Consider the following 26,980-nt stretch of genomic DNA (forward strand, 5'->3'; position numbering starts at 1 on the left):
ATGAGTTTAACAAGTTTAAAAGACTATACTACATTACATAACGGTGTAAAAATGCCTTGGTTCGGTTTAGGTGTTTTTAAAGTAGAAGATGGTTCAGAAGTAATTGAGTCTGTAAAATCAGCAATAAAAAATGGCTACCGCAGCATCGATACTGCAGCAATCTATCAAAACGAAGAAGGCGTTGGACAAGCGATCCGTGAAGCAGGTGTTCCACGTGAAGAATTATTTATTACATCAAAAGTATGGAATAGCGATCAAGGATATGAAACAACACTTCAAGCATTTGAAACTACATTAGAAAAATTAGGTCTAGAATATTTAGATTTATATTTAGTACATTGGCCTGTAAAAGGGAAATATACTGAATCATGGAAAGCGTTAGAAAAACTTTATAAAGATGGCCGTGTTCGTGCTATCGGTGTGAGTAATTTCCACATTCACCACTTACAAGACGTATTTGAAATCGCTGAAATTAAGCCAATGGTCAATCAAGTGGAATACCACCCACGTTTAGCACAAGAAGAATTACACGCTTTCTGTAAAGAACATAACATCCAGCTTGAAGCTTGGTCACCATTAATGCAGGGACAACTATTGGATAACTCCACATTACAAGACATTGCGACAAAATATAATAAATCAACTGCACAAATTATTTTACGCTGGGATTTACAAAATGAAGTTGTAACAATCCCTAAATCTATTAAAGAACATCGCATTATTGAAAATGCAAATATATTCGATTTTGAATTAAGTGCTGATGACATGAAAGCAATTCAAGCTCTAAATGAAGATCGTCGCGTTGGTCCAGATCCAGATAACTTTAACTTCTAGTAGAAAAACCACTGCCATATGCAGTGGTTTTTCTCGTTAAATAAAACTGAAAATTTAAACTATATTTCAATTGGTTGACACTTCGTTATCCAAGGTGTAAGATTTTGAATTATCAAAGAAACACAAAAATTAATAAAATTTATTCGTTTACTCATTGTATCAAGAGAGGTGGAGGGACTGGCCCTTTGAAACCTCGGCAACAGGTTCATTTTGAATACTGTGCCACTTCCTGCAAGCATTGTGCTTGAAAGATAGAATGAGGGACTTCGTTTATATACGGGTGCATAACTTGTACGTAAAAATCCCTCTTTCTCAATATGAAAAGAGGGATTTTTTATTTTTCATTTCCCTCATCATCATCCAAACTTAATTATTTAGGAGGAAAATCAAATGAAAAAGAAGTTTGTACCCGGTATTGCATCAGTTGTAGGAGTAAGTATTTTATTAACTGGTTGCGGTAGTTATAAAAACGAAGCAAGTGGAGCAAATGCAAAAGACGAGGCGCCTAGTAAACAGGTTTTAAACTTATCTTCACCTACTGAAATACGAACAATGGATACAGCTCGTGCTACAGATACTGATTCTGGTCAAGTAATGAGAAACGTATTTGAAGGTTTGTATAATCTTGGTGAAGGTAACAAACCTGTCCCTGGCGTTGCGAAATCTCATGAAGTAAGTGGCGATAAAACGAAATACACATTCCACCTGCGAGATTCAAAATGGTCAAACGGCACTCCTGTCACAGCGAAAGATTTTGTCTTCGCTTGGCAAAGAGCTGTTGATCCAGCAACAGCCTCTGAATATGCATTTCTATTCTTTGATATTAAAAATGCAACAAAAATTAACAACAAAGAACTTCCAGCCGATCAACTTGGTGTAAAAGCAATTGATGACCATACGTTTGAGGTAGAATTAGAACGTCCTGTTCCGTACTTTATAAGCTTAACAGCGTTCCCAACATTTCTACCAATTAACGAGGAATTCTTTAAAGCACAAGGTGATAAGTATGCGTTAGAAGACAATACAATTTTGTACAACGGAGCTTTTACACTAAGCGATTGGAAGCATGAGCAAAGCTTTAAATTTAAGAAAAACCCTACCTATTGGGATAAAGATACTGTCAAACTGGAAGAAATCAATTTTAACGTCGTAAAAGAAAAATCTACAGAAGTAAATTTATTCGAGTCAAAACAATTAGATCGTATCAAACTAACATCTGACTTCGTTGATAAATATAAAAAGGATGCTAACTTTAAAGAACGGCCAAACGTAGGGGTACAGTTTCTACGTATGAATCAACAAAACAAAGTACTTCAAAACGTTTCTGCACGCCAAGCAATCGATCAAACAATTGATCGAAAATCCTTTGTAAATACGTTATTAAATGACGGCTCTACACCAACCTCTAGTCTCGTGCCGAAAAACTTTGCAAAAGGACCTGACGGAACAGACTTCCGTGCTGCAAACGGCGATTTAACAAAGGTTGATACAAAATCTGCTCAAGAATTATGGAAAAAGGCAAAACAAGAACTTGGGTCTGAAAAAATAACATTAGAACTATTAATAAGTGACGGTGACCTTGAAAAGAAAACTGGTGAGTTCTTAAAAGGACAATTAGAAAAGAATTTAGATGGCTTAACAGTAAATATAAAGCCGCAACCACGTAAACAACAAGTTTCACTTTTATTAAAAGGTGACTACGAAATTGGAATTGACGGCTGGAGCCCTGACTTTGCAGATCCAATTACATTCCTTGAGCTTTTTACAACGAATAACCCTTACAACTTAGATCATTACTCTAATAAGGAGTTCGATGAAACAATAGCAAAAGTGAAAACAACTTTAGCCGGTGATGAAAAAGCTCGCTGGGAAGCATTACTAGCATCCGAGAAAATATTATTTAAAGACTCTGTTATCGCTCCTCTTTACCAAAAAGGCGAATCTTATTTAGAACGTTCTTACGTGAAAGGAATTGTGCAAGTAGACTTTGCAGGTCAATTAAACTTCAAATGGGCACAAATTAAAAAATAAAAGGCAACCTGAATTGAAGTTTTCCTACCCATACCAATTGTTTTATTGGAAAAATGTATTAAAAGCGGATTTCTCAATAGGAGAAAATCCGCTTTTTTAATATATTATTTTTAAAAAATAATAATCCGATTTTATTATTGACATATAGTTCTTTTCAGTGTTAATATTCTAAATAATCAAAGAAACAAAATATTTCACCATCAAAATATAACGTCTACTACGTTGAAACATATAACGATAGATTATAGTTCAACATGTATATACATATAGAACACCTGATTACCTACATGCACATATTTATAATAGGTTTTCTCTTCTTCTATAGATACACTTCAAAACGTGGACATTATGACGTTACGAACAACACATTCAGGGAGGAACGAACAATGAAGAAAAAAGTTGTACCTGTTGTTGCATCTGTTTTAGGGGCAAGTCTATTACTAACTGCTTGCGGGGGAAATAAAGATCATGCAAACGGAGCGAAAGCAAATGATAAACAGGCAATTAACTTATCATTCGCTTCAGAAATTCCAACAATGGATGTTGCAAAAGCAACGGATGGGGAATCCATGAACGTAATGCGCAATGTTTTTGAAGGATTATATGCAATGGGAGAAGATAATAAACCAATTCCTGGTGTTGCTGAGTCGGTTGACGTTAGTCCCGATAAAACAAAATATACATTCCACCTGCGTGATTCGAAATGGTCAAACGGTACTCCTGTTACAGCAAAGGACTTCGTCTTCGCTTGGCAACGTGCCGTAAATCCTGATACAGCAGCTGAATATGCATTCTTATTCTTCGATATAAAGAATGCGAAACAAATAAACCAAAAACAATTACCGGTTGATCAATTAGGTATTAAAGCTGTTGATGACAAAACTTTAGAAGTACAACTAGACCGTCCTGTTCCCTACTTCTTAAGCTTAACGACATTCTCAACATTCTTACCAATTAATGAAGATTACTTAAAGTCTCAAGGCGATAAATACGGTTTAGAAACAAATCATTTAATTTACAACGGTGCTTTCACATTAGATAACTGGAAACATGAGCAAAGCTTCCAATTGAAGAAGAATCCTAACTATTGGGATGCTAAAACTGTAAAATTAGAAGAAATCAACTTCAATGTTGTTAAAGATAAATCTACAGAAGTTAACTTATACGATTCAGGACAAATTGATCGCGTTGCTTTAACTGCGGAGTTTGTTGATAAATATAAGAGCGATCCAAACTTCAAAGACCGCGCTGAAGTTGGCATTCAATTCTTACGACTAAATCAAAAAAATGAAACATTAAAAAATCAACATGCACGCCTTGCTATTAACGGAGCAATGAATAAAAAAGCATACGTAGAAACAATTTTAAATAACGGTGCTATTCCAGCTGAAGGAATGGTTCCTGCGAAATTCGCAAAGAGTCCAGAAGGTAACGACTTCCGTAAAGAAAACGGAAACCTAGTCAAAGATGATGTGAAAACAGCGAAAGAAAACTGGAAAAAAGCGAAACAAGAACTTGGTACTGACAAAGTAACAATCGAACTATTAACAAGTGATAATGCTTTAGCTAAAAAAACTGGTGAATATTTAAAAGGTGAACTAGAAAAGAACCTAGATGGATTAACAGTGACATTAAAACCACAACCACGTAAACAACAGCTGAAACTACTATTAAGTGGTGACTATGAAATCGGTATTGATGGCTGGGGCCCTGACTTCGCTGACCCAATTACATTCTTAGATTTATTTACAACAGAAAGTGCTTATAACTTCGATAAATACTCTAACAAAGAGTATGATGCGCTCATTCATAAAGTGAAAACAGATTTAGCTGGCGATGAAAAGGCTCGCTTTGAAGCAATGAAGCAAGCTGAAAAAATCCTATTAGAAGACGGCGCTGTCGCTCCTTTATACCAACAAGGTCGTTCTTACTTACAACGCTCTTTCATTAAAGGACTTGTAACAACTGACTTCGGCGGTGAATTTAACTACAAGTGGACAGAAGTTGCAAAATAATAAAATAAAAACGGTATCCTTCGGCGGATACCGTTTTTATTTTATACTTCTTTAACTACATGACTTCTTCTCTTTACTATTTCTTTTATAGATACAGTAATTACTGCTACCAATTGTGTAACTAATATAATGACTAATAATGAAATAATATTTTTCTCTAAACTTACTCCCCCAAATATTATTGTATAATAGCCATTCGCTGCATATGTTGCGGGAAATAATTCGCCGATTGTTTGATATGTTTTAGAAAGCATCTCATGTGGCACAATTACACCCGAACTTACAAGTTGTAACGACAGTGAAATTATATTAAAGATCATACCTGCATTTCCGAAAACAGTTATGAACATTTGTGTTAATGAAAGAAAGGCGAAGAAGACTATCGCTTGAAACATCCATATACTCCATACTGCTTCGTGTACTTCAATTTGAAATCCTCTCATCAAACCAATTGTAATACATGCAAGTAAAATTGATACTGTACCGTTAATGACCTGTCTTGATACAAAATTACTCCAACCGTTCTTTACTTCCTTTGCAACTTTTGATAGCTCCATACTCATGATCATCGCTCCTACAAATGAAGCTAATACCATCATTAGTGGTACCATATTAACTGAAAATCCTTTTGCATCATTTACTTTATGAACTGTAAAACCAATTGAATCTTCGGTTAACCCTTTTATCACTTCTACATTCTCAGGTCCTACAGCTTGTAGCTTTCCAACAATCGCTTGTTTCTTATAACTTGCTATCTCTTTATTTACATTATCTCGAATTTGTTTTGCAGCTCCTTCCATCATTTGCTTTGCCATCATGGCATTCGCTTGATTAATGTGGAAGTTTAAACTTGATTTTCCTGTTTCATTTATATCTTTTGAAAAAGAAGCAGGAATTTCAATAATCATATCGTACACATGGTCATTCATTTCTTTGTTTGCTTTTCCACAGACCGTTCTGCTTTCACTTGAAATGGTAAATTTCTCTGTAAGCCTTCCGCTATTTTACTACCTATATTGACATCTTCATTCACAATAGCGATACGCATTTGATCAGTTCTTTCATTCACTCCATCATACGCCGTTAACCAAACACAAAAGAAAATAAGTTGGAACGATAACGCCACCACCATTCCTATATACGTACCAGGTCTTTTTAAAAATTGTTTTAATGCTTCCATCTTCTCACTCTCCTACCCAGCAAGCAAGTACACACTTGCATTTTATTTTAAATAAATACTAGGGTCTTAATGCCCTAGCATATAAAACAATATTGTTTTCAATAAATTTCTCATCATCAACTTCTGTCAGGCGATCGGCAAAACGTAATTTAGATAAGAAATATCCAAAATTGATCCAGATAAAGTTCATTACTTGCGCTTCAATATTCGTATCAATAATGTTTCCTTTTTCCTGCATTTTTGCAAAATAGATACTTAATTCTTCCTTTAGCCCTTGTGGTATTTTAGCAATTTCCCCGTCTAATTCAGGAAATTCTCCAGCCTCACGTATACCAATAGCAATAATATCTTTTACCCCATCTAAAAAATTATGATAATGCCTTGCTAAGTTCTTTAAATCCGTTTCTAATTCCCATACAATTTCTGTTTGTAAAAAATGTTTTAAATGCGGTACATATGAAAATTCAGCAACCGCCGCTTCAATAACACCCTTCTTACTCTTAAAATTGCGGAATATCGTTACTTCATTAACACCAGCACGCATTGCAATTTCTTTCGTTGTTGCTGCTGTATATCCTTTTTCTTTCACTAATTCAATCGCTGCTTGAATAATTTTTTCTGCTGTCTTTGAGCGCGCCATAAAATCCTCTCTTCCTCATGCAAGTGATCACTTACATTTAGATTATATAACTTTTCTAATAATTGTCAATAATCCTTTCTCTCTTCTTTTTGCACGGAACCAAAACTCATCATAAATATAAACCCAAACATCAAATATGTTCTCCATGTCAAAGAAGGTGTATGCCCTGACCAAATATAGCTAACTAAATAGTTAATTCCCATAATACAAGACGATATTGCTAAACTAATACTTATTAGTTTTACATATTTGAGCATATCTTTTCTCCTTGTTTTTTATTTTTCTACTTCTTCAAATTGTAGATTCACCGGCTCTTCTAAAAGTGTTTCATAAAAGTTCTCTGCCAAATCTGTTGAAGGAATTTTTTCATCCACTTCATCAAATCGAATACTATCTAGCCACACACAACCTTCCCCTGATAATAAGACACCAAATGCTATACCAAGTGCTCCTTCTTTTATATCTAATACAACCGAGTACGATTGCCAGTTATTCGTATTTTTAATTGGGCGATTTTGCATGTTATCCATAGCGAGTGGTTCTGTATCTTTTCCGTCTACTCTCATCCACAATCCCGCCCAATCTCTTACGTTCTCACTCTTAACAAATGCTGTTAAACGTAATCTTTTACCTACATATTTATCCGCTCGAAACATTTGCATTAATGTTGAAAAGCCTCCATGTGTAACATTCTCTTTTGCCTTTATGTATGCAGATACTTTTCCTTGATGGGCAACTTCATAGTCTAGACCCATTTCATATTCAGCAGGATGACTTCCACTTAAGATCCATCCTTTCGGTATACCTTTTTGCATTGAAACACCCTCTCTTTCTATATAAAATGACTGGAAGTACTTTCGATATTTCTTCGGTGGCAATTGAAACATTCTTTTAAAGGCTCTCGTAAATGCCTCTTGTGAGGAAAAGCCGTATTGTACTGCAATATCAATAACAGCCCTCTCCGTTGACACTAAAGCTTGCGCAGCATGAGTTAACCTTCTCTTTCGAATATAATCCGTTACACTCATCCCAACATATCTTTGAAAGATGCGATGAAAATGGTACATCGATACTGCACTGTGAGACGCCACTCTTTCTGTTGTAAGCTCCTCATGTAAATGCTCCTCTATATATTCAATTGCTTTTTTTATTATCTCTTTATATTCTTCATGCATTTTAGCACCTCCTCACAACCTTAATTTACCATATACATACAAACCATTTTTGATTTAAATTGCGAATTAAACTTTGTGGCTACAAGTTAATAATTTATTTTCAACACATACATAATTACATGATTTTGGGAAAAACTTGTATAGAACGAATTTACATAAGGAGGAAATTATAATGAGAATTTTACTATCAGTTTTATTAGCGCTTATGCTAGTACCTGTATTAACAGGATGTAAAGCTCCTGCAAAAGAAGATACAACTTCTAATAAGAAAACTACTGAAGAAGCAAAAAATGAAGCTCCTGCTGATTTAAAACTTAACTTCAATGAATTTAGTTTGGATGCAGACTATCAAGATACGAAGAAAGACTACGAGGCTGATTATAAGAATGTAGCAGCTGATAAGAAAATGGAAGCAAAACTTGAAGACCATAAATCAAATGCAAAGTTTACAGGTGACGAGGCTATTACAAAATTAAGCCCACTTCTACAAGAATTAAAATTTGATAAAGATACTCCTGACCAAGAAGTAATCGATCAAGTAGTAAATGTGTTCAAACTTGATAAAGACTACCAAAAGTTTGATTTAGAAGTTGTCTTCTCTGATGGAACGAAAAAAGAATATAAAAGAGAAATAAAATAAAGAAGTAGGCGGTTGCCTACTTCTTTATTTTTGCATATCTTAAATCTGGTTTAGATCCAACATAATATTGAAGTCCAGATACTGATCCTTTTTGTAAGTAAGAATCAGAAGGGAATATAATTGGAATTAACGGTGAATCTGTAAACATAATATCTTCTGCTTTATGCAATAAATCAAAACGCTTATCTTCATTTTGTTCAACTTCTGCTTCTTTGATTAAAGCGTCAAATTCTTTATTATGCCATTTTGCATAGTTGTTTGGACCATCACCTGCATATAAATCTAGTTTAGTAATTGGGTCTAATAAAGAACCGCCCCATCCCATATAAGCTAATTGGAAATCACTTTGCTTATATGTATCGATGTAACTCTTCCACTCTTTATTTTCTAATTTAATATCTACACCAAGATTTTTCTTAAACATTTCCTGCATTGCTTCTGCTACTTTTTTATGTTGTGTATCTGTAGTGAATTTTAATGTTACTTCAGGTAATGTAGACCAGCCTTGTTCTTTCATGCCTTCTTCTAATAATTTTTTCGCTTCTGCTGGATCAAATTTAACGTAATCACCTTTTTCTTTACGGAAATCACGACCACTTTGTGTTTTTGCTCCTTCTGGAACGAATGCGTATGCTTCTTGCGCATTATTCTTATACAGTTTTTCAACGATAAACTTACGATCAACTGCTAATGAAAATGCTTTACGTACTTTCGCATTTGTGAATGGCTCTTTTTCTACGTTAAACGAATAAATATAAGATGAGAATCCCGCAACACGCTTATATTCTTTATTTCCTTTTTCTTTCTCAATCATTTCTTGTGGTAAACCACTTAGTAAATCTAATTCTTTTGATTTGTATAATTGGTACGCTGTTTTAGAATCTGGAATAATACGAAACTCAATTTCTTTTAATGTTACCTTTTTATCATAGTATTCTTTATTTTTTTGTACTGTAATTGCTTGGTTGTGCTTCCATTCTTTTAACGTGAATGGTCCATTTGTAATTAACTCTTTTGGATCTGTTTTTAATTTATTGTTATCATCAATTGATTTTTTAGATAATGGAATAAATAATGAACTCGCTAATTTTTGTTTAATAGAAGCAACTGGGTGCTCAAGTGTTACCTTCAATGTTTGAGGATCAGCAACTTGAATACCAACTTGGCTTTCTTCACCTTTTCCAGTATTATACGCCTCTGCACCTTTAATAAAGTACATTTCTGTCCCATTCATAGAACCCGTTTTCGGATTTAATAACCGCTTCCATGCAAATTCAAAATCATTTGCTGTAATAGGAGAACCATCTGACCATTTAATATCTTTCTTTAAATGGATTGTATATTCAGTTCCATCTGCATTTACTTCTTCTTTCTCTGCTAATTCATTTTGATATTTCCCATCACTATCTTGCGTATATAAGCTTGAGAATAAATGTCCAATTACATAACCTGATGTGCTATCTGTTGCAATAGCGGAATCCAGTGTATATGGATCGCTACCAATATTCGTTACTAATCGATCTCCTTCTCCCTTACCAGCACTTACTTTTTGCGTCTCTTTCTTACCACAAGCGACAGAAGTAATCGCTAAAACAGTCATAATGACAAACAGTAAAAACTTCTTCATCCTACATTCTCCTTTAACCCGAAATTTTTGGTGTTGATGCTAATAATGTTTTTGTATAAGAATGTTGTGGATTACGGAATACTTCGTCCGTATTTCCAAATTCAACAAGTTCTCCTTTATATAAGACAGCCACTTTTTCACATAAGTAGTGAACCATCGGTAAATCATGCGCGATAAATAAATATGTATAGCCTTGTTCCTTTTGAATCTTTTGCAACAAGTGTACAATTTGGATTTGAAGTGAAACATCTAACGCTGAAATTGGTTCATCCAGGATTAATACTTCTGGCTCACATAATAACGCCCTTGCAATAGCGATCCGTTGACGTTGTCCTCCGCTAAATTCGTGTGGGTATCGATCAATATATCGTCTATCTAATCCAACACGTTCTAGCGCATCACCTGCCACCTCATCTTTCAATCCTTTATCACCTAAACCGAATGAAATATATCCTTCTGTTACGCTATCGCGTACTTTCCAGCGCGGATTTAATGCAGCTGTTGAATCTTGAAAAATGAATTGTACTTTCTGCAAGAAATCTCGCTTATGAGCTGACTTCAACTTGTGAACAACTTGACCGTTATAATCAATTTGACCAGACTTTGGACTCTCAATCCCAGCTATGAGCTTACCAAGTGTTGTCTTTCCTGAACCACTTTCTCCAATAATGCCAAGCGTTGTTCCTTTCGGGATAGAAAGTGATATATCTTTTAGCGCTATGATTTCTTTCTTTTTACTTCCATACGTTTTCGTTACTTGCTTTACAGTAATTAAATCTGTCGTCATGAGGCATTCACCTTCTCTTTTGATTTCGCTTGGTCATGCTCTAGAACATGTTGCCAACAATGTGAACTGTGTTCCCCAGAATATGCTGTTCTATCAGGGAAACGATGAACACATTCTTGTATTGCTACTGGGCATCTATTTACAAATGGGCACCCAAAGCTATTTAACGTTTCAATTGATGGTGTTGTTCCCTCAATGGTCCTAAGTACCTTTTCGGAATCATCCATATTTGGAATAGCTCGCAATAAACTTTTCGTATATGGGTGCTTAGGTGAACCTATCACTTCTTGTATCGTCCCTTTTTCAACAACACGTCCCCCGTACATCACAACTACTCGGTCAGCTACTTCACGTACAAGCGCCAAATCGTGGGTAATTAATAAAATACTCGTATTTTGTTTTTCTTTTCGCTCTTTTAATAACCCCATAATTTGCTTTTGAATCGTTACATCTAATGCAGTTGTAGGCTCATCTGCAATAACGAGCTTTGGGTGACACGCAAACGCAATTGCTAAACAAATACGTTGCCTCATGCCTCCGCTTAATTGATGTGGGTACTGTTCAAAACGTTTCTCTGCTTCATGTATCCCTAAATCATTTAATAAGTTAATCGCAATTTCTTTTGCTTCTCTTTTCGATTTTTTCTCATGTTGCAAAATCACTTCTGTAATTTGCCTTCCTACTTTCATCGTCGGATTTAAAGAGGACAGAGGGTCTTGAAAGATAAACGAAATATCTTTCCCTCGAATTTGATTCCATTCTGATTCTTGTAAATTCGTCAACCCTTGAGATTGAAAAAAGATGCTTCCATCATCAATGTGAATAGATTCTTGATTTAATCCGACAATAGATTGTGCTGTAACACTTTTTCCTGAACCACTTTCTCCTACAAGTGCAACGATTTCACCTTCATTAATAGAAAAGGAAACATGCTTCACAATTGTTTGCTTACTACTCTCTTTTTCAACGGCCAATGTTACGTTTTCTAAAGATAAGAGCTGTCCCATGTTTTTTCTCCTTTCGATTCCGTTTTACAATCTTCGGATCAATTGCATCTTGCAAACCATCACCAATTGCATTAAATGCAAACATAATGAGTGCAATCATGATTGCTGGGAAGAATAATTGCCACCATTCTCCGCTTAGTAATGTCCCGAGTGCATCGTTCGTCATCGTTCCCCAGCTCGCTGCTGGTGATTGTACTCCGAGTCCGATAAAGCTTAAAAATGATTCTGAGAAAATAGCTGCTGGAATTGTAAATGATAAATTTACGATAATAATGCCTGTTAAGTTCGGAATTAAATGCCCGTATATAATTTTCATATGCGATGTACCTAATCGCTCCGCTGCAATAACAAATTCTCTTTGCTTTAAAGATAATACTTGTGCCCTAACGAGACGTGCCATGCCAATCCATCCTGTTAATGCAAGGGCAATAATAATTGTAAAAAGCCCTGGTTTCATAACGATTAATAATAAAATAACAATTAATAAATATGGGATACCGTATAACACTTCAATCCCTCGTACAATCCACTCATCAATTAACGTTCCAAGGCGACTACGTCCTCTCACATATCCACTAAAGCCCCCGATTAGTACACCTATTCCTATATCAAGAGCCGCTGCCACTAATCCAACTGTTAGTGAAATTTTCCCTCCAGCCCAGGTGCGCGCCCATATGTCCCTTCCTAAATCATCTGTTCCGAACCAATGCTCACTACTAGGTGGGAGGTTTGTTGCTTCTTTTACTTGTTCACTCGCAGTAAATGCCGTTAAACTTTCGCCAACCAGTGAGAAAATAATAATTAGTAATAACGTCACTGCCCCTAAAACTGCTATAGGGTTTGATATAAACTTGCGAAACACTTCCTTCTTCCGACTAATCGTTTGCTGATCTTTATTTATCGTTAATTCTTTTTTCTCCTCATTCGTTAATAACTGTTTATTGATTTCATAAGCTCCCATTTAAATGCCCCCCCTCCTTACGTAATAGAACGAATACGCGGATCAACAATACGGTGAATAATATCTGTAATGAAAATACAAGAAATTAATAATGCACTATAGAAAATCGTTGTTCCCATAATGACCGGATAATCCCGGTTAAAAATACTATCCACAAAATATTTTCCTAGACCAGGAATGGAAAATATTTTTTCAATAACGAAAGTCCCTGTTAAAAGTCCAGCCATTAACGGTCCAACAAATGTAAGTACTGGAACAATCGCATTTCGAAGAGCATGTCTTATAATAATTTTCTTAATCGGGATGCCTTTCGCTCTCGCTAGCTTAATATAATCACTCTGCAAAACTTCAATCATATTAGAACGAACAAATCTTGTAATAACCGCGATTGGCCCTAACGCTAATGCGAAGGATGGCAATACCGTATGTTCGAATGTGCCCCAAGACGCTACTGGCAAAAGTTCAAATTGAATTGCAAATACTTGTATAAATAATGGTGCTAAAATAAAACTTGGAATAGAAATACCGAGAATCGCAAGTAAGCTCACACTATAATCAATTACTTTCCCATGATAGAGAGCTGCAAATGTACCTGCTGCAATTCCGACTAATAATGAAATAACAAGTGCTTGTAAACCAATAATCGCTGATGGACCAAATCCTGTCGTTATAATTTCTGATACGCCTTGCCCCGTCGATTGAACAGATTCACCAAAATCAAAATGAACTACGCCATCTAAATAAGCGACATATTGATTCCATAACGGTTCATCGAGGTGATACTTCGCCCTCATATTTTGTATTACTTCCTCTGGAAAGATTTTCGCATCTGATGAAAATGGATCCCCAGGAATGATATGCATAATCAAAAATGTTACTGTCGTAATGACCCATAGCGTGAACACCATAACCGATAGTTTTTTAATAACATACACTTCAATAACCTCCTAAACAAATGAATTTACTTTGTTTTATTGACATATTTGTTCCCATTACTTTTCCGCTTCTTAAAATACAAAAAGCCTTGATCTTAAAAAATAAGATCAAGGCTTAATAAACAAAGGCCCATCACTTATCTTTCAAGACTTGCTTGCTGGAATTAGCACGGTGTTCCTGTTACAGAACCCGCTGCTGAGGTGTCATAGGGCCAGTCCCTCTACCTCTCTGGATAAGTAAATTGCTATATTATTATTTGGTTCAAATTGTATATTTCGAATTATAATTCTGAAAAAATGAAAAGTCAATCAAATTGGATATATTTAGAAAAATCAGTTTTTAATAAGAAGTTTATCTAAATCGCGTTTTTTCACTTATACTTAACAGGAGTAGTACCAGCAAAACGCATAAAATACATATTAAGGAAAATATTCACAAATACCCTTAGCGTATGTTTTCCACGAAATGTTGGCGGGACCCCATACCCATCAAGCTAAGATTTTAGAATACCCCCCAAACGGAAATTTTGTGTGTTTTATAGCACCGAAGTTCATTTTTATCGTTTTAGGGGCAACCTGTTCTGTTAAGTTGATACGATATGGTGGGCCCCTACTAGACCATAAAAAAACCATTCCAATATGAAATGGTTTTTTGTAACACTTATTCGCATTAATTACTTATTATAAAACTAATAAAAGAAAATATAATTGCATTTCAATTTCTTAATAATTACTTTTAACATGACTATTATCTCGACCAAGTGCTTTTTTGACAGCATTATACATCTGCTTGTTTTTTCTTGTATGCAATTGGACTTCAGTACCATCGTGCCCAATAAGGTAGAATACAGGAGCTTTTTTCTCACTCGTATTATTAATACTCATATTCGTATTCCCGATTTTTGTTGAAGTTGTTATATAATCGCCAGTACCAAGGCCTTTATAACCATATTCCGCATAATTACTATGAGGAATATATATTATATCACCTTTCTTTGGAACGAAAATTAGCGCCTCTTTTGTTAACGTAAGACATCCCCATCCAAAATCTGAATGATGAAATACTTCTAGTGTCAATATACTGGTTTGATTATACTTATTACGAACAATTTCTTTACAGCTGTTTTTCCCTTTGTTATCCTGAATCACAAAATAAATAGGAATCCCAAACAAAGCAAGCAGATAAGAAAATGCTATGGCTTCGCTATTAATCATAGCTCCTATCAAAAATAACCCTACAGCTGACCCAACTGTAATAAAAAATCGTTTCGCAAAACGTGAAGTAAATGGATCCACTAACAAACACTCTCCTTTTTTTTACCAATGATATGCTGATTTTATTTTATAAATTACTAAAACTTAATAAACAAATGAAAGATTTACATTTTTTTGTTTGTTCAAGGCCTATATATCGATTTCAAAAAAACATCTTGATAAAAAATGGTTTTAACTATATAGGATTCATTAGGAAAATAATGTATAATTACAACATTTATTATACTATAGGGGGCAAGGTATGTATATATTGAAAAATCGACAAAGATACTTATTATATTTTTTAATAAAGAAAAGACACCCTAAGGTGCCTTTCTCCGACTTGAACTACAATTTCACATTCCAATAAAAGGATGAAAATCTGATAATTCCCAATGGTACACTTCATGAAGTTTACATTTCTTTACAGGTTAATTATACCAAAAAAATGTATAGACAACCAGACTTGTATTAAAATCCCATACATTTTAATATTTTGTTGTAGGGTAAAAAACATTAAAAAAGGTGGTTGCTACATGAAAACATTACACAAATTCAAATGGACTAAAGTGCTAGTAATGGCATTAGTAGCGGTATTGTGTTTTACAATTCCGTTACAAGAAAAAACAAAGGCTGCGGTTATTGATGAGGTTACAAAAGATGTTATTGAAAATGTTAGCGAGGAACAATTCAATAATGGATTTAATGCCGTTAAAGCAGGTCTTTCATTAGAAAATGGAATTTACAAGTTTAATAAAGAAAATCTAAATAATTCTAATCTTACACAAGAACAAGTAAAAGAATTAGAGATCTTTTTCACAACTCAATCACAAGAAGTTATGAAAGATATTTTTGAAGGTGTAAATAGTGAAGATGCTAAGGTAAATAAAAATGCTCTTTATATGTCAGCTACGCCAGAAGTACAACAAGCGGTAATTCCAGTATTAGTTGCTGCAGCTGCGGCTGTTGCTGCATTCGTGGGCGCAGCAATTGCTGCACAAATTATAGCAGATGTATATAAGTTAGCTGCTATTTCTTTTTGTCGTAAATGGCAAAAGTACAGCAAAGTTAAAACAGCTTGTAAAGATTTAGGATACTTAAAATAATGATGGATAAACCCACTTTAATCGTTATAGGAGTCCTTGTAGGCAGTTTAATATTGCTTGGTGCAGGTTGTGCCGTACTATTTAAATACTTTAGACAATAAAAAAATAACCTTGCACGCGCAAGGTTATTTTTTCGTTTCTGCTTGAAAACGTTTATAGTATGTCGATGCTGTTGCAAAGTTAATTTCTATATCACGAATCAATGATGAGTCTTCTTCTTTAGCTAACTTCTGTAATTTTTTCATTGCTTGTTCCGATTCATTCAAGAAACCAGCGTACACCTCATGTTCTTGCTCTTTCGACTTTGGAACACGAATTTCTTTACGTATATTATCAATATCTTCTAACATGCTAGTCGTTACCTTTTGCACATCTTCTTTATATGTAGCATTCGTTATTTCCTTACCGCCCTTTTCTTTTGCCACCTCAAATAACTGTAGTGCTTTATTAATTTCTTTATTCATTTTCATATCGTATTTTTCATGTACTGCACGGTATTCTTTCATCTCTTCTGTTTGCTCAGTAGATTGCTCTACCGTTTCTTTCGGTTCTTTCGTATCTTTATTTCCATTACACCCTGCTAGAAGGAGCATACTTCCCATTACAGCAATACCCAAAACCTTCTTCATCTCTTCTTCTCCTTTTATCTACAGCTATTACTCATTATAGTTTCTTTTATCTCCACTTGTTATTATACCGAGAACACCCTACTTTTTACACTTAAGACGATACCTTAATATACACACCAACATTTTTGTCACAGTATCGTCACTTTATACAAATAACTTTTGCATCACCTTACAACACTGTATAAGTTATTTCAAAGAAATGAAAAAAAAGCTGATTCAACACATGTTTGAATCAGCTCTTTTGTATAAATTAAGCCTCTAAATTTTGTCTTTGTTGCAGTTCAAACTGCTTCTCACTTCTTCTGGCCATAAATAGATAACATAACACAGCACCAATTTCACAAAGAGCTATCACAACCCCCATCGGTAATGCGGTATTGCTTCCGCCAATACCTACTAACGGTGCAACAAGTGCTCCTGAAATGAACTGTAATAATCCTAATAAGGCCGACGCTGTTCCTGCGGCTTGTTTCTGATTTCTCATCGCTAACGAGAATCCAGTTGTTGATACAACCCCGACACTTGATACGACAAGGAATAACGAACATAAAACACCAATTAAACCTATTCCTAGTACGATTGTCAGTAGTAAAGATAAACCGCCAACAGCTGCAATAATAATACCAGCAACAAATAATGTCTTCTCATTCACTTTCCCTGCTAAACGACCTGTTACCTGACTAGCAATAATAATACCGATACCGTTAATCGCAAAGAATAAACTAAATTGCTGTGGTGATGCTCCGTATATGTTCTGCAGCACAAATGGTGAGCCCGAAATGTATGCAAACATTGCCGCCGTTACTAGCCCTTGTGACAATGCATATCCCATAAACAGACGATCCTTTAACAGTTTTCCGTACGTCGCCAACGTCCCTGACAATCCACCTGTTTCTCTTTCTTCGATAGGTAATGTTTCACGTAATACAAAAGTAGCTGATATTAACATGAATACACTAATTGCTCCAAGAACGATGAAGACACCGCGCCATGTTGTAAACTGTAGCAATTGTCCTCCAATAATCGGTGCCAAAATAGGCGCTGCTCCGTTTACTAACATGAGCAGTGAGAAAAACTTCGTCATTTCAGAACCCGAATACATGTCACGCACCATTGCACGTGATATAACAATCCCAGCCGATCCTGAAGCTCCTTGTAAGAAGCGTAATAACACTAAACTCCAAATAGATGGCGCAATAGCACAAAGTAAAGAAGAAGCAACATAAATAATAAGAGCAATAATAAGAGGTTTGCGCCTTCCGTAAATGTCACTAATTGAACCGACAAATAATTGTCCTACTGAAAGCCCAAGCAAACAAGCTGTCAATGTAAGCTGTGCAAGAGATGCGCCTGTTTGTAAATCATCTGTTAATTTCGGTAAAGAAGGCAAATACATATCAATAGATAATGGCCCAATCGCCGTAAGTGTCCCTAATACAAGAATCATCCATAACCTATTTGTCTTTACAGGTTTATATATTTCGTGATTAACTCCATTCACTTTTTCCGTTCACCCTTTCCGATAAATACTAAATCGTAACAATTATAGTTACAACATAAACATACGTCAAGTATAGTGCATTTTCCTGTTTCATACCGTAAAAAAAGCGATAGAATTTCTATCGCTTTACTTTTTCAAATTGCTATTTGTAAATTTAGATACGGAAGACATCGCCTCTCCTGTATCTAAATATGTGATTTGAATTGGATCTCCCACTTCTGTAAACATAGCATATGGGAATTTCTTCACCGGTATCATAAATACTTTTTGTTCATTCTCTAACAGTACATACACAATTGTATTTTCACCTGATTTTTCTTTATATACACGTTGTACAACGCCTTCTTTTTGTGCTTCTTTACCATTTGAAGTCGGTCTAAATGAATCTCCACTTCCACTCAGCGCATTTTTATAATTCTCAAGCGCTTCTTTTTGCGTCGAACCTGTTGCAAATATTTTCGCATTAGAAGCATAGATAACTGTATGAGCACGTACTAATCCCCCGTCATCAATAACAGGTACAATCCAAGAAGGTTTACCATACACGTTATAAATAACCGGCATCGTTCCATGCCATTTCTCTCTCTTAAAGGAATTATCCACTACTTCCGAAGCAGCTGAACCATCCATAATTCCCTTCACTTCTTTTCCGTTATAGTAATACAACTTACCTGTACGCGCATCGATAAGCGAGTAACCTAACGCAGAATCTACTCCCTCTTTCGGGGAGGTGAAATCAGTAAAATAATATAACGTTCCATCCTTACCGAATATTGGTGTAACTCCTTCTTTCGTTCCCCACTCAGTCGGAATCTTCATATCCGTTTGCGAGAATTTCGTATTCCAAAATCCGTGAATATATTTACCGAAGTACGTATTTAATGTAGATGCGGTCTCGTGATTTAATACACCATCAACAAATTTAGGCGCTTTTCCTTTATCATATCTTTTCACTTCACCTGTTTGTGCATCTACTACTACAACGCCCTCTACCTCAAATCCAGATCTTCCTGAAATAAATTCACCATACGTCATTGTATAATACGGTTTCCCTTTATCATCCACTTCAAATTTAGGTTTCCCTTTAAAGATTAGATTTGGTTCGGCTTGCCTTACAACACGCTCTAAATTATTCCCGAAGAACATGCTTGGCACATATTTCATTTTATAACCAAGGTGCAGTTTCGCTTCCGCATCAGGATTCGTACCTGACATCGTTACGTACCCTGGAATTGTCTCAGCTTTACGTGCTTTAAAAAAGCCTGAAACTTCAATCGGTGCTACATATAAAGCCTCACCATTTACCATTTGTGGCGTTAATTCTCCTAGCTCAAAATAAGCTACTTTCGGAATGTCCCCAAATACTTTTTTCATTTTATTCTCCGCTGTCTTTGGCGGCACTGTAAACGGCTGATCATTTTCAGTAAATGGCTCTGAAATATCTTTCTCTACTTTTACAACAGAATCATATTTCTTTTGCGAGATTACTATATCATGCAAATAACCAAAATAGCCGTAACTTGCTAATAAAACAAACATTAGAAGTCCTTTTAACGTACCTTCTAATTTCCCTATTTGATCTTGTGAAAATAAAACAAGCCCAATTAAAATTGCTACTGCAACAGAATAATGAGTAAGAATCGAATCTGCTCGATCATCAATTAGCCAAAAATATTCATAGATTGCAATACCTATCCAAAATAAAACAGGAATAACTAAAATGGATGATTTCTTACCCTTTACAACCTTCTCATCCCCTTTCTTATCCACTGCTCGAAGTTTACTACCGCTTCTTGTCCATGGAATCAAAAACAAAGTGAGAATAGCTAAAATTAAAAATTTCATCAAAGGCAATGTCCCCTTTTCTTTTGTCTTCCCCTTTAGTATAACAAATAAAGGGTATTCAGGTAAAAATGGGGATGATTATATTTTTTTACTACTTAATACAACTCCGCTCACTACATATAAGATAGATGCAATATAAAAAATCGTACCAATCGTAAAGAAATCTACTAAATATCCCGTGGCAATAATTGCTACTGCTCCTCCAATCGATGTCCACACATGATATTTTCCAATCTCATAACCAGCATTTTCTTGCACAACCTTTCGTGCTAACGACGTCTTCTCGGTATTACGCTGCACAGCACCTAAAACTCCCATTACAATTTGGAGAATATAAACATGCCAGACTTCCGTGGCAATCGGGAAACAAAGCATTAATATTGCCATGGACCAAGCATATATAATTAATAATTTTTGATCGCCTACTCGATCAGACATCTTTCCTACTAATGGATATACAAGTGCTGAAGTTAAAGCAAATAAGCCATAAGCCCAGCCAAACTGCGAGAAGCTATTCCCAACATTCCGAAGCAATAGAATGTAAAAAGGAAATACCATACTTCCCGCCATCATAATTATGCTTTGTGACGCTACAAATCTTCTATATGTCATTTCGTATACTCCCTATAAAATAAATTCACAAATCTCTCTTTTGGATCCGCTTCTTTTTTCTTCTGAAGAAATTCTTCTATACGAGGATATGCCCTCTTTAACTGCTCCTTCGTTGGATACGAATAGTACGGTAAATAATAACTACCATTATGTTTTAAAGTAACATCAATCATTTTCTGAATGACATCTTCTGTTTTCTTTATTTCATCCTCTGAGCGTCCTTGGTTAATTAAAAGAACTAGCGCAAACATATCATCTTTCGCATAGGATAAAACTGCATTTTCATTCTTTTCCACATAACGAATCGTAATATTGAGCAAATTAAACTCTTCTTCATTTAATACGTTACGTAAATCATCTATGTATTCCGTGAAGAAATCTATAGGCACAAAGTATTCTTGTAACACTTCTGTTCTATTCGGATTTTCATATTCCATAAAGGCACTATCTGACCTCATAACATTATTTCGCGTCTCATACGCTCCATCTGTACGCTCAAAATAACTTCTTTGTATATCCCAAAATGTATTCTTTCCCCAATCGCTATAACGGGATAATCCGAGTAAAAATTTCGGTGCAGCTATAATAGTTTCCTCTTTTAATTCACTGTACTCTTCCCTCATATTTTGATTTTTCGCCAATGTATAATCTGTCACATACATCTCTTTTAAAAATGAATTGGGGGCAACAGAAATACGGGCTAAGTGCATACGAACATTTTCATCTCTTTTCACTTTATCTTTGAAATAAGATGTGTATTCTTTATAATCTATCATTCTCGTATGCATTTCATATAATTCATCATCAGTTAACTTTAATGTCACATCTAAAATGACACCAAATAACCCGTAACCACCTATGACATATGGAAATAGCTCTGCATTTTCTTCTCTACTTACATTACGTACCGTACCATCTGCCATTAACAATCTGAATGACTCTACTGTATCAATCAATGCTTCATGACGAATATCACGCCCATGTACATTCACACTTAATGAACCACCAACAGTAAAAATATTTTGAGATTGCATTACTTGAACCGCAAGACCATATGGATTGATTTTCTTTTGAATGTCATTCCATGTGACACCGCTTTGCACCCTAATCCTCTTCTCCTCCGGATCAAATTCTAATATTTTATTATATCCCTTCATATCAAGCATCGTGCCGTTCGGATAATACGTCTGTCCTCCTTGGCTATGTTGCATACCTGCAATGGAAATTTTCTCTCCTGAAACTTTTGCATCTTGCACTAATTTTACTAACAAGTGCTCATCCGTAGCACTTTCAACACGTTTAATCTTTGTCGGGAGCAATTTACCGACATCACTCATCATAGGATGATCGAGTTGTTTTTTATACGTATGTACAGACGCCGCTAACAAAACGGTATACGCTACAATGACAACTACTATCTTTCTTTTTTTCAAATGACACTCTCCTTGTTTGAATTTCTTTCACTACATATTGTACATATTTTTCTAAGAAGAAAATATATTAGTAACGAAAAAAGAGAGATACCCTTACTCTTTTAGGCATCTCTCTTCAAATCAATTAATTCGTTACTGGCAACTGTATGGGATCAAATTTTTCATATGATGTATATTTTATATCCGTCATAATTTTTGCTTTCTCCTTACTATTTCTACTCACAACTATATCCAATTTTAATGATTCATATTTAAAATCTTTTGTGATCATATATTCTGCATCTATCTCTTCTACCTTTGCATTTTGTGCTTCTAATGCTTTCTTCTGCGTTTCACCTATACTACCTAAAATACTCTCTGCATCTTTTCCTTTTAACCTGACCTTTAATTTATATTTGTCTCCACTTTTTTCCATCTTCATTTTTTGTACAATTTCTGGTGGGATTTCTACATTCTCTTTCACACTCTTGGCTGCATTCATCCCACTAATATTTAATTTCTCTTCTGGTATAGATATAACTTCACCTGTATTAGGATTCTTCACTTGACCAACAATTTTATCATTTACACCATAAATGATAATATCCGTACCCGAAACATTCATTTCAGCACGAGAACTCTTTGTTTTCAGCTCTATTTGTATTTTAGCCTTCATTATACTCAGTTCTTGTCCATCAGCCTTTATGTCCATATCCTGCATCACCGTTACATACTCTTCATTTTTTAAGTTCTCATACGCCTTATTAAAAATATCTTTTGCGGCTAAATCCTTCTCTTTCTTTACTGATGCCGTTTTGGGTTCACCCGTCTTCGATACTTTATCACTACTACACCCTACCCCTAAACCAATTGTAAGTAATAAACTAGAAGCTACTATAATTTTCTTCATAAAAATCCCCCTTTACCAAATAATACCACTTTTTCATCTTTTAAATCTATATGATTTCCAATGTCATTATTTAAATTCAGCTCTAAATAACAACATGTTTGATGAAAGGTTTAAATATGATGTAAATAAAAACAACGAAATTCGGGAGGTTATTATGAAAGCAATGATTTGCACAAAATATGGACCACCTAACGTTCTTCAGCTTCAAAATATAGAGAAACCTACACCTAAAAAGAACGAAGTATTAATTAAAATTCACGCAACAAGTGTATCGACTGGAGATTGTAGAATACGCGGTTTTAATAGTCCCCTCTTATTTTGGATTCCTATGCGGATCATATTAGGTTTCAGAAAACCGAGAAAACCTATACTTGGCGTAGAGTTATCCGGTGAAATCGAAGAAATAGGAACAGATGTAACCCAATTTAAAAAAGGAGATTCTATCTTTGCATTAACAGAACTAAACCTCGGTGGTTATGCCGAGTACACATGCGTACATGAAAGTGGATTAATAACATTAAAACCTACCAATGTGACGTATGAAGAAGCGGCAGTTATTCCTTTTGGTGGAACTTCAGCATTACATTTCCTGAGAAAGGGTCGTATAAAAAAAGGGCAACAAGTGCTCATATATGGTGCCTCAGGATCGGTAGGAACAGCTGCTGTACAACTTGCTAAATATTTCGGCGCAACCGTTACGGGTGTTTGTAGTAATTCAAATTTTGAACTCGTTCAATCTTTAGGAGCTGATAAAGTAATTGATTATACGAAAGAAGATTTTACTAAGAGGCGCGAGCGCTACGATATTATATTTGATGCAGTTGGAAAGTATAAAAAATCCCTTTGTACAAATGCATTAACACCCAATGGAAAATATGTATCTGTTAATGGAATGATGGCAAAGGTAAGTAAAGAGGATATGATTCTACTAAAAGAACTAACTGAAACAGAACATTTAAAACCTGTTATTGATAGAACTTACCGATTAGAAGAAATTGCTGAAGCTCATATGTATGTGGAAAAGGGACATAAGAAAGGTAACGTTTCTATTACCTTAAAATAAAATATATTCAGAAAATAACATTGACAATTCTTTTTGTAAGATTTACTATTAGTACCATATTAAAAAACTACATACACATACTCTTATCAAGAGTGGCGGAGGGACTGGCCCGATGATGCCCGGCAACCGAGCTTATGACGTATAAGCTAAGGTGCTAATTCCTGCAAAACGAGTTTTCGTTTTGGAAGATAAGAGAGGAACCTATTTTATCTATTCGGCACCTCTCTTATTTTTGAGAGGTGCTTTTTATTTTGGAACGTATATGAAGGGGGAACTATAGATGAGAAAAGTATTATTGAGCATTGTAAGTGGAGCGGTATTATTGTTAGGTGCATGTGGTGCTAATTCTGATAAAGAGGTAAAAGCATTAGATGAGAAAAAGATTACTGTCGGTGTAACTGGCGGACCACATGAACAAATTTTTGAAAAGGTAAAAGAAGTGGCAGCAAAAGACGGACTCGAGATTGATGTAAAAGTATTTAATGATTATGTAGCACCGAACGTATCTTTAGATGAAAAAAGCCTCGATGTAAATAGCTATCAAACGAAATCATATTTAGACGTATTTAAAGCGGAACGTAATATGAAATTAACTGAAGTATTTTCAACAGTAACATTCCCTATGGGCGTATATTCTAAAGACATAAAAGATGTAAAAGACTTAAAAGAGGGCGATGCAATCGCTGTACCAAATGATCCAACGAATGAACTTCGAGCTTTAAAGCTATTTGAAAAAGCAGGCGTTTTAAAAGTGGATCCAAAGGCTACAGAAAAAGCGACTGCGAAAGATGTAATTGAAAATCCAAAAAATTTAAAGATTGTTGAATTAGAGGCATCTCAATTACTGACACAACTAAGTGAAGTGAAAGCAGCTGCAATTAATACAAACTTTGCATTAGGTGCAAAATTAAGCCCTGCGAAAGATTCTATTTTCCGTGAAGGAAAAGATTCACCATATGTAAACTGGGTCGTTGTTCGTACTGAAAATAAAGATGATGCTGTTGTAAATAAATTAAAGAAAGCTTATCAATCTAAAGAAGTAAAAGAATTTATCGAGAAAAAATTTGATGGTTCAGTTTTACCATCTTGGTAGGAGCTGACGATAATGATTGAATTAAAAAATGTATCCAAAGTATTTACAACAAAAAAAGGGAATGTAGAAGCTCTTAAACCTACTTCCCTTCAAGTAAAAAAGGGCGAATTATTTGGAATCATTGGATATAGTGGCGCTGGTAAAAGTACATTAATTCGATGTGTAAATTTATTAGAAAAACCAACGACAGGAAATATCATTGTAAACGGCCAAGACTTAACAACTTTATCAGCAAAAGAACTAGCAAAATCGAGACAAAAAATCGGAATGATTTTTCAAGGATTCAACTTACTTAAAACTGTGACAGTTTATGAAAATATCGCATTACCGTTACGTCTATCTGGTCTTCCCAAAAATGAAATTGAAAAAAGGGTAGAAAAGTATTTACGTATTGTCGATCTTTTTAACCGAAAAGATGCATATCCGAGCGAACTTTCTGGCGGCCAGAAGCAACGTGTTGCCATTGCACGTGCACTATCACATGAACCGGAAGTGTTATTAAGCGACGAAGCAACGAGTGCTTTGGATCCAGAAACAACTGAATCTATTCTCGACCTATTATTAAAGATTAATGAAGAAATCGGGATCACAATTTTATTAATTACACATGAAATGAATGTTATCCAGCGTATATGTGACCGAGTTGCTGTTATGGAACATGGAGCAGTAGTTGAAAGCGGGACTGTGAAGGATATCTTCACAAACCCACAGCATACAACAACGAAGAAATTCGTAAACAGTGCATTTGCAGCTAAAATTCCAGAAGAAGTACAAAAAGAACTTCAAAGAACCGGAGAAATCGTAACACTTTCATTTATAGGAACCTCTTCTGGCGAACCAGCGTTAGCTATCGCTACAAAACGCTTTCAAGTGTATCCGAATATTTTATCCGGTAATATTACGCAGTTAAAACATGAAGCATACGGGAAACTGATTATTCATATGCAAGGTGAAAAAACTGAAGTAGACCGCGCTTTATCATTTTTACAAGAGCAAGGGATCATTGTAGAAGGAGGTAGAACAGACTATGGGAAACAAATCCTTTTTGGATGAATGGGGTAAAGTCATATGGGAAGCAACCATTCAAACATTTCAAATGACATCTATTTCACTATTTATCTCTATCCTTATTGCATTACCACTTGGCGTTACACTTGTTTTAACGCGACCTGGTGGACAGCATGAAAATAAAATTATTTATCCTATTCTTAATACCGTTATTAATATAATTCGCTCTCTTCCATTTATCATTCTATTATTCTTCATTTTACCTTTTACAAAGTTTCTAATGGGAACCTCCATTGGTGTGCAAGGTGTTATCGTACCACTTGTCGTATTCACAGCTCCTTATATTGCACGATTAATGGAGACAGCTTTATTAGAAGTAGATCGTGGTGTTATTGAAGCTTACCAAGCGATGGGCATTTCTACTATAAAAATCATTTGGCACGTTATGGTGAAAGAAGCTCGTCCCTCCCTTGTACTTGGATTAACAATTGCAACGATTGGTTTAATCGGTGCAACAGCAATGGCTGGACTTGTAGGTGCTGGCGGTCTTGGTGATTTAGCATATCGATTCGGACATTTACGCTACGAACCGGAAGTAATGTATGCAACTGTCTTTATTTTAATTATCCTCGTTCAAGGGCTACAATCTTTAGGGAACGGTGTTGCACGAAGATTGAAGAAAGATTAAAAAAGAAGGTATCTCACTAGGGTGAGA

24 protein-coding genes, 1 pseudogene and 3 riboswitches are annotated in these 26,980 nt (G+C 35.2%); of the genes and pseudogenes, 9 read left to right on the plus strand and 16 right to left on the minus strand.

What is annotated here, in order from left to right; translation table 11 throughout:
- The 3 genes from AC1Q8N_RS27155 to AC1Q8N_RS27165 all read left to right on the plus strand — a co-directional run bounded on the left by AC1Q8N_RS27155 (position 1) and on the right by AC1Q8N_RS27165 (position 4,880).
- Complete coding sequence (locus tag AC1Q8N_RS27155) at positions 1–834, plus strand: aldo/keto reductase (protein ID WP_048542938.1); 834 nt, start codon at positions 1–3, stop codon at positions 832–834.
- 153 nt (positions 835–987) lie between these two features.
- Positions 988–1,092: riboswitch (SAM riboswitch) on the plus strand.
- A gap of 132 nt (positions 1,093–1,224) precedes the next feature.
- Complete coding sequence (locus AC1Q8N_RS27160) at positions 1,225–2,865, plus strand: peptide ABC transporter substrate-binding protein (protein ID WP_048542940.1); 1,641 nt, start codon at positions 1,225–1,227, stop codon at positions 2,863–2,865.
- 386 nt (positions 2,866–3,251) lie between these two features.
- Entirely contained in the window at positions 3,252–4,880 is a 1,629-nt protein-coding gene (locus AC1Q8N_RS27165) for a peptide ABC transporter substrate-binding protein (RefSeq protein WP_098079926.1), read from the plus strand.
- A 41-nt stretch (positions 4,881–4,921) separates the two neighbouring features.
- On the opposite strand, the pseudogene AC1Q8N_RS27170 reads toward AC1Q8N_RS27165, so the two are convergent.
- From AC1Q8N_RS27170 to AC1Q8N_RS27185, 4 genes and pseudogenes are all read right to left on the minus strand, one after another.
- Positions 4,922–6,060 (minus strand): annotated as a pseudogene (locus AC1Q8N_RS27170) (YhgE/Pip domain-containing protein).
- A 58-nt stretch (positions 6,061–6,118) separates the two neighbouring features.
- Positions 6,119–6,700 (minus strand): TetR/AcrR family transcriptional regulator, encoded by a 582-nt coding sequence (locus AC1Q8N_RS27175; RefSeq protein WP_071728628.1) that lies wholly within the window; start codon positions 6,698–6,700, stop codon positions 6,119–6,121.
- A 65-nt stretch (positions 6,701–6,765) separates the two neighbouring features.
- A complete protein-coding gene (locus tag AC1Q8N_RS27180) occupies positions 6,766–6,957 on the minus strand; it encodes a hypothetical protein (RefSeq protein ID WP_048542950.1) in 192 nt (63 codons plus the stop codon).
- 18 nt (positions 6,958–6,975) lie between these two features.
- Entirely contained in the window at positions 6,976–7,875 is a 900-nt protein-coding gene (locus AC1Q8N_RS27185) for a helix-turn-helix domain-containing protein (RefSeq protein ID WP_098079456.1), read from the minus strand.
- 172 nt (positions 7,876–8,047) lie between these two features.
- On the opposite strand from AC1Q8N_RS27185, the gene AC1Q8N_RS27190 reads away from it, so the two are divergent.
- Positions 8,048–8,515 carry a YusW family protein gene (locus AC1Q8N_RS27190; protein WP_001221562.1) on the plus strand — a complete coding sequence of 156 codons (468 nt, stop codon included), beginning with the start codon at positions 8,048–8,050 and terminating at the stop codon, positions 8,513–8,515.
- A 16-nt stretch (positions 8,516–8,531) separates the two neighbouring features.
- Here the strand turns inward: AC1Q8N_RS27190 and AC1Q8N_RS27195 are convergent, their stop codons facing one another.
- The 6 genes from AC1Q8N_RS27195 to AC1Q8N_RS27220 all read right to left on the minus strand — a co-directional run bounded on the left by AC1Q8N_RS27195 (position 8,532) and on the right by AC1Q8N_RS27220 (position 15,128).
- Positions 8,532–10,142 (minus strand): peptide ABC transporter substrate-binding protein, encoded by a 1,611-nt coding sequence (locus tag AC1Q8N_RS27195; protein ID WP_098642503.1) that lies wholly within the window; start codon positions 10,140–10,142, stop codon positions 8,532–8,534.
- Between the two features lie 13 nt (positions 10,143–10,155).
- Positions 10,156–10,929, minus strand: coding sequence for an ABC transporter ATP-binding protein (locus AC1Q8N_RS27200; protein ID WP_048542957.1), 774 nt, complete (start codon positions 10,927–10,929; stop codon positions 10,156–10,158).
- Positions 10,926–11,936 carry an ABC transporter ATP-binding protein gene (locus AC1Q8N_RS27205; protein ID WP_098079922.1) on the minus strand — a complete coding sequence of 337 codons (1,011 nt, stop codon included), beginning with the start codon at positions 11,934–11,936 and terminating at the stop codon, positions 10,926–10,928. The genes AC1Q8N_RS27200 and AC1Q8N_RS27205 overlap by 4 nt, the downstream gene beginning before the upstream one ends.
- Complete coding sequence (locus AC1Q8N_RS27210) at positions 11,893–12,897, minus strand: ABC transporter permease (protein ID WP_048542961.1); 1,005 nt, start codon at positions 12,895–12,897, stop codon at positions 11,893–11,895. The genes AC1Q8N_RS27205 and AC1Q8N_RS27210 overlap by 44 nt, the downstream gene beginning before the upstream one ends.
- 17 nt (positions 12,898–12,914) lie before the next feature.
- Positions 12,915–13,832 (minus strand): ABC transporter permease, encoded by a 918-nt coding sequence (locus tag AC1Q8N_RS27215; RefSeq protein ID WP_000289321.1) that lies wholly within the window; start codon positions 13,830–13,832, stop codon positions 12,915–12,917.
- A gap of 134 nt (positions 13,833–13,966) precedes the next feature.
- A riboswitch (SAM riboswitch) is annotated at positions 13,967–14,072 on the minus strand.
- Between the two features lie 483 nt (positions 14,073–14,555).
- Positions 14,556–15,128, minus strand: a complete 573-nt coding sequence (locus AC1Q8N_RS27220) for a hypothetical protein (protein ID WP_493521492.1) — start codon at positions 15,126–15,128, stop codon at positions 14,556–14,558.
- Between the two features lie 494 nt (positions 15,129–15,622).
- On the opposite strand from AC1Q8N_RS27220, the gene AC1Q8N_RS27225 reads away from it, so the two are divergent.
- Positions 15,623–16,192, plus strand: a complete 570-nt coding sequence (locus AC1Q8N_RS27225; RefSeq protein ID WP_000853800.1) for a hypothetical protein — start codon at positions 15,623–15,625, stop codon at positions 16,190–16,192.
- A 125-nt stretch (positions 16,193–16,317) separates the two neighbouring features.
- Here the strand turns inward: AC1Q8N_RS27225 and AC1Q8N_RS27230 are convergent, their stop codons facing one another.
- The 6 genes from AC1Q8N_RS27230 to AC1Q8N_RS27255 form a co-directional block, all read right to left on the minus strand.
- Positions 16,318–16,821 (minus strand): lipoprotein, encoded by a 504-nt coding sequence (locus tag AC1Q8N_RS27230; protein WP_048542964.1) that lies wholly within the window; start codon positions 16,819–16,821, stop codon positions 16,318–16,320.
- 250 nt (positions 16,822–17,071) lie between these two features.
- Positions 17,072–18,322, minus strand: coding sequence for a multidrug effflux MFS transporter (locus AC1Q8N_RS27235; RefSeq protein ID WP_098079920.1), 1,251 nt, complete (start codon positions 18,320–18,322; stop codon positions 17,072–17,074).
- Positions 18,323–18,448: 126 nt separating this feature from the next.
- Positions 18,449–20,167, minus strand: a complete 1,719-nt coding sequence (locus AC1Q8N_RS27240) for a DUF3981 domain-containing protein (RefSeq protein ID WP_493521495.1) — start codon at positions 20,165–20,167, stop codon at positions 18,449–18,451.
- 78 nt (positions 20,168–20,245) lie between these two features.
- On the minus strand, positions 20,246–20,779 hold the full coding sequence (locus tag AC1Q8N_RS27245; RefSeq protein ID WP_000222365.1) for an MFS transporter: 534 nt from the start codon (positions 20,777–20,779) through the stop codon (positions 20,246–20,248).
- Positions 20,776–22,212, minus strand: coding sequence for an FAD-binding oxidoreductase (locus tag AC1Q8N_RS27250; RefSeq protein ID WP_048542969.1), 1,437 nt, complete (start codon positions 22,210–22,212; stop codon positions 20,776–20,778). Before AC1Q8N_RS27250 ends, AC1Q8N_RS27245 begins: the two co-directional genes overlap by 4 nt.
- Positions 22,213–22,336: 124 nt before the next feature.
- Positions 22,337–23,101 (minus strand): hypothetical protein, encoded by a 765-nt coding sequence (locus AC1Q8N_RS27255; protein ID WP_098068808.1) that lies wholly within the window; start codon positions 23,099–23,101, stop codon positions 22,337–22,339.
- A 154-nt stretch (positions 23,102–23,255) separates the two neighbouring features.
- On the opposite strand from AC1Q8N_RS27255, the gene AC1Q8N_RS27260 reads away from it, so the two are divergent.
- From AC1Q8N_RS27260 to AC1Q8N_RS27275, 4 genes are all read left to right on the plus strand, one after another.
- The gene (locus AC1Q8N_RS27260) at positions 23,256–24,164 is read left to right on the plus strand and encodes an NAD(P)-dependent alcohol dehydrogenase (RefSeq protein ID WP_098642506.1); all 909 of its coding nucleotides are present in this window, start codon (positions 23,256–23,258) and stop codon (positions 24,162–24,164) included.
- An 80-nt stretch (positions 24,165–24,244) separates the two neighbouring features.
- Positions 24,245–24,359, plus strand: a riboswitch (SAM riboswitch).
- 85 nt (positions 24,360–24,444) lie between these two features.
- The gene (locus tag AC1Q8N_RS27265) at positions 24,445–25,257 is read left to right on the plus strand and encodes a MetQ/NlpA family ABC transporter substrate-binding protein (RefSeq protein ID WP_493521493.1); all 813 of its coding nucleotides are present in this window, start codon (positions 24,445–24,447) and stop codon (positions 25,255–25,257) included.
- 12 nt (positions 25,258–25,269) lie between these two features.
- Positions 25,270–26,310, plus strand: a complete 1,041-nt coding sequence (locus AC1Q8N_RS27270) for a methionine ABC transporter ATP-binding protein (RefSeq protein WP_098079914.1) — start codon at positions 25,270–25,272, stop codon at positions 26,308–26,310.
- On the plus strand, positions 26,285–26,953 hold the full coding sequence (locus AC1Q8N_RS27275; protein WP_048542980.1) for a methionine ABC transporter permease: 669 nt from the start codon (positions 26,285–26,287) through the stop codon (positions 26,951–26,953). Before AC1Q8N_RS27270 ends, AC1Q8N_RS27275 begins: the two co-directional genes overlap by 26 nt.
- Positions 26,954–26,980 lie beyond the last annotated feature (27 nt).

The sequence above is a fragment of the Bacillus sp. GW823-FHT06B01 genome (assembly GCF_058952315.1).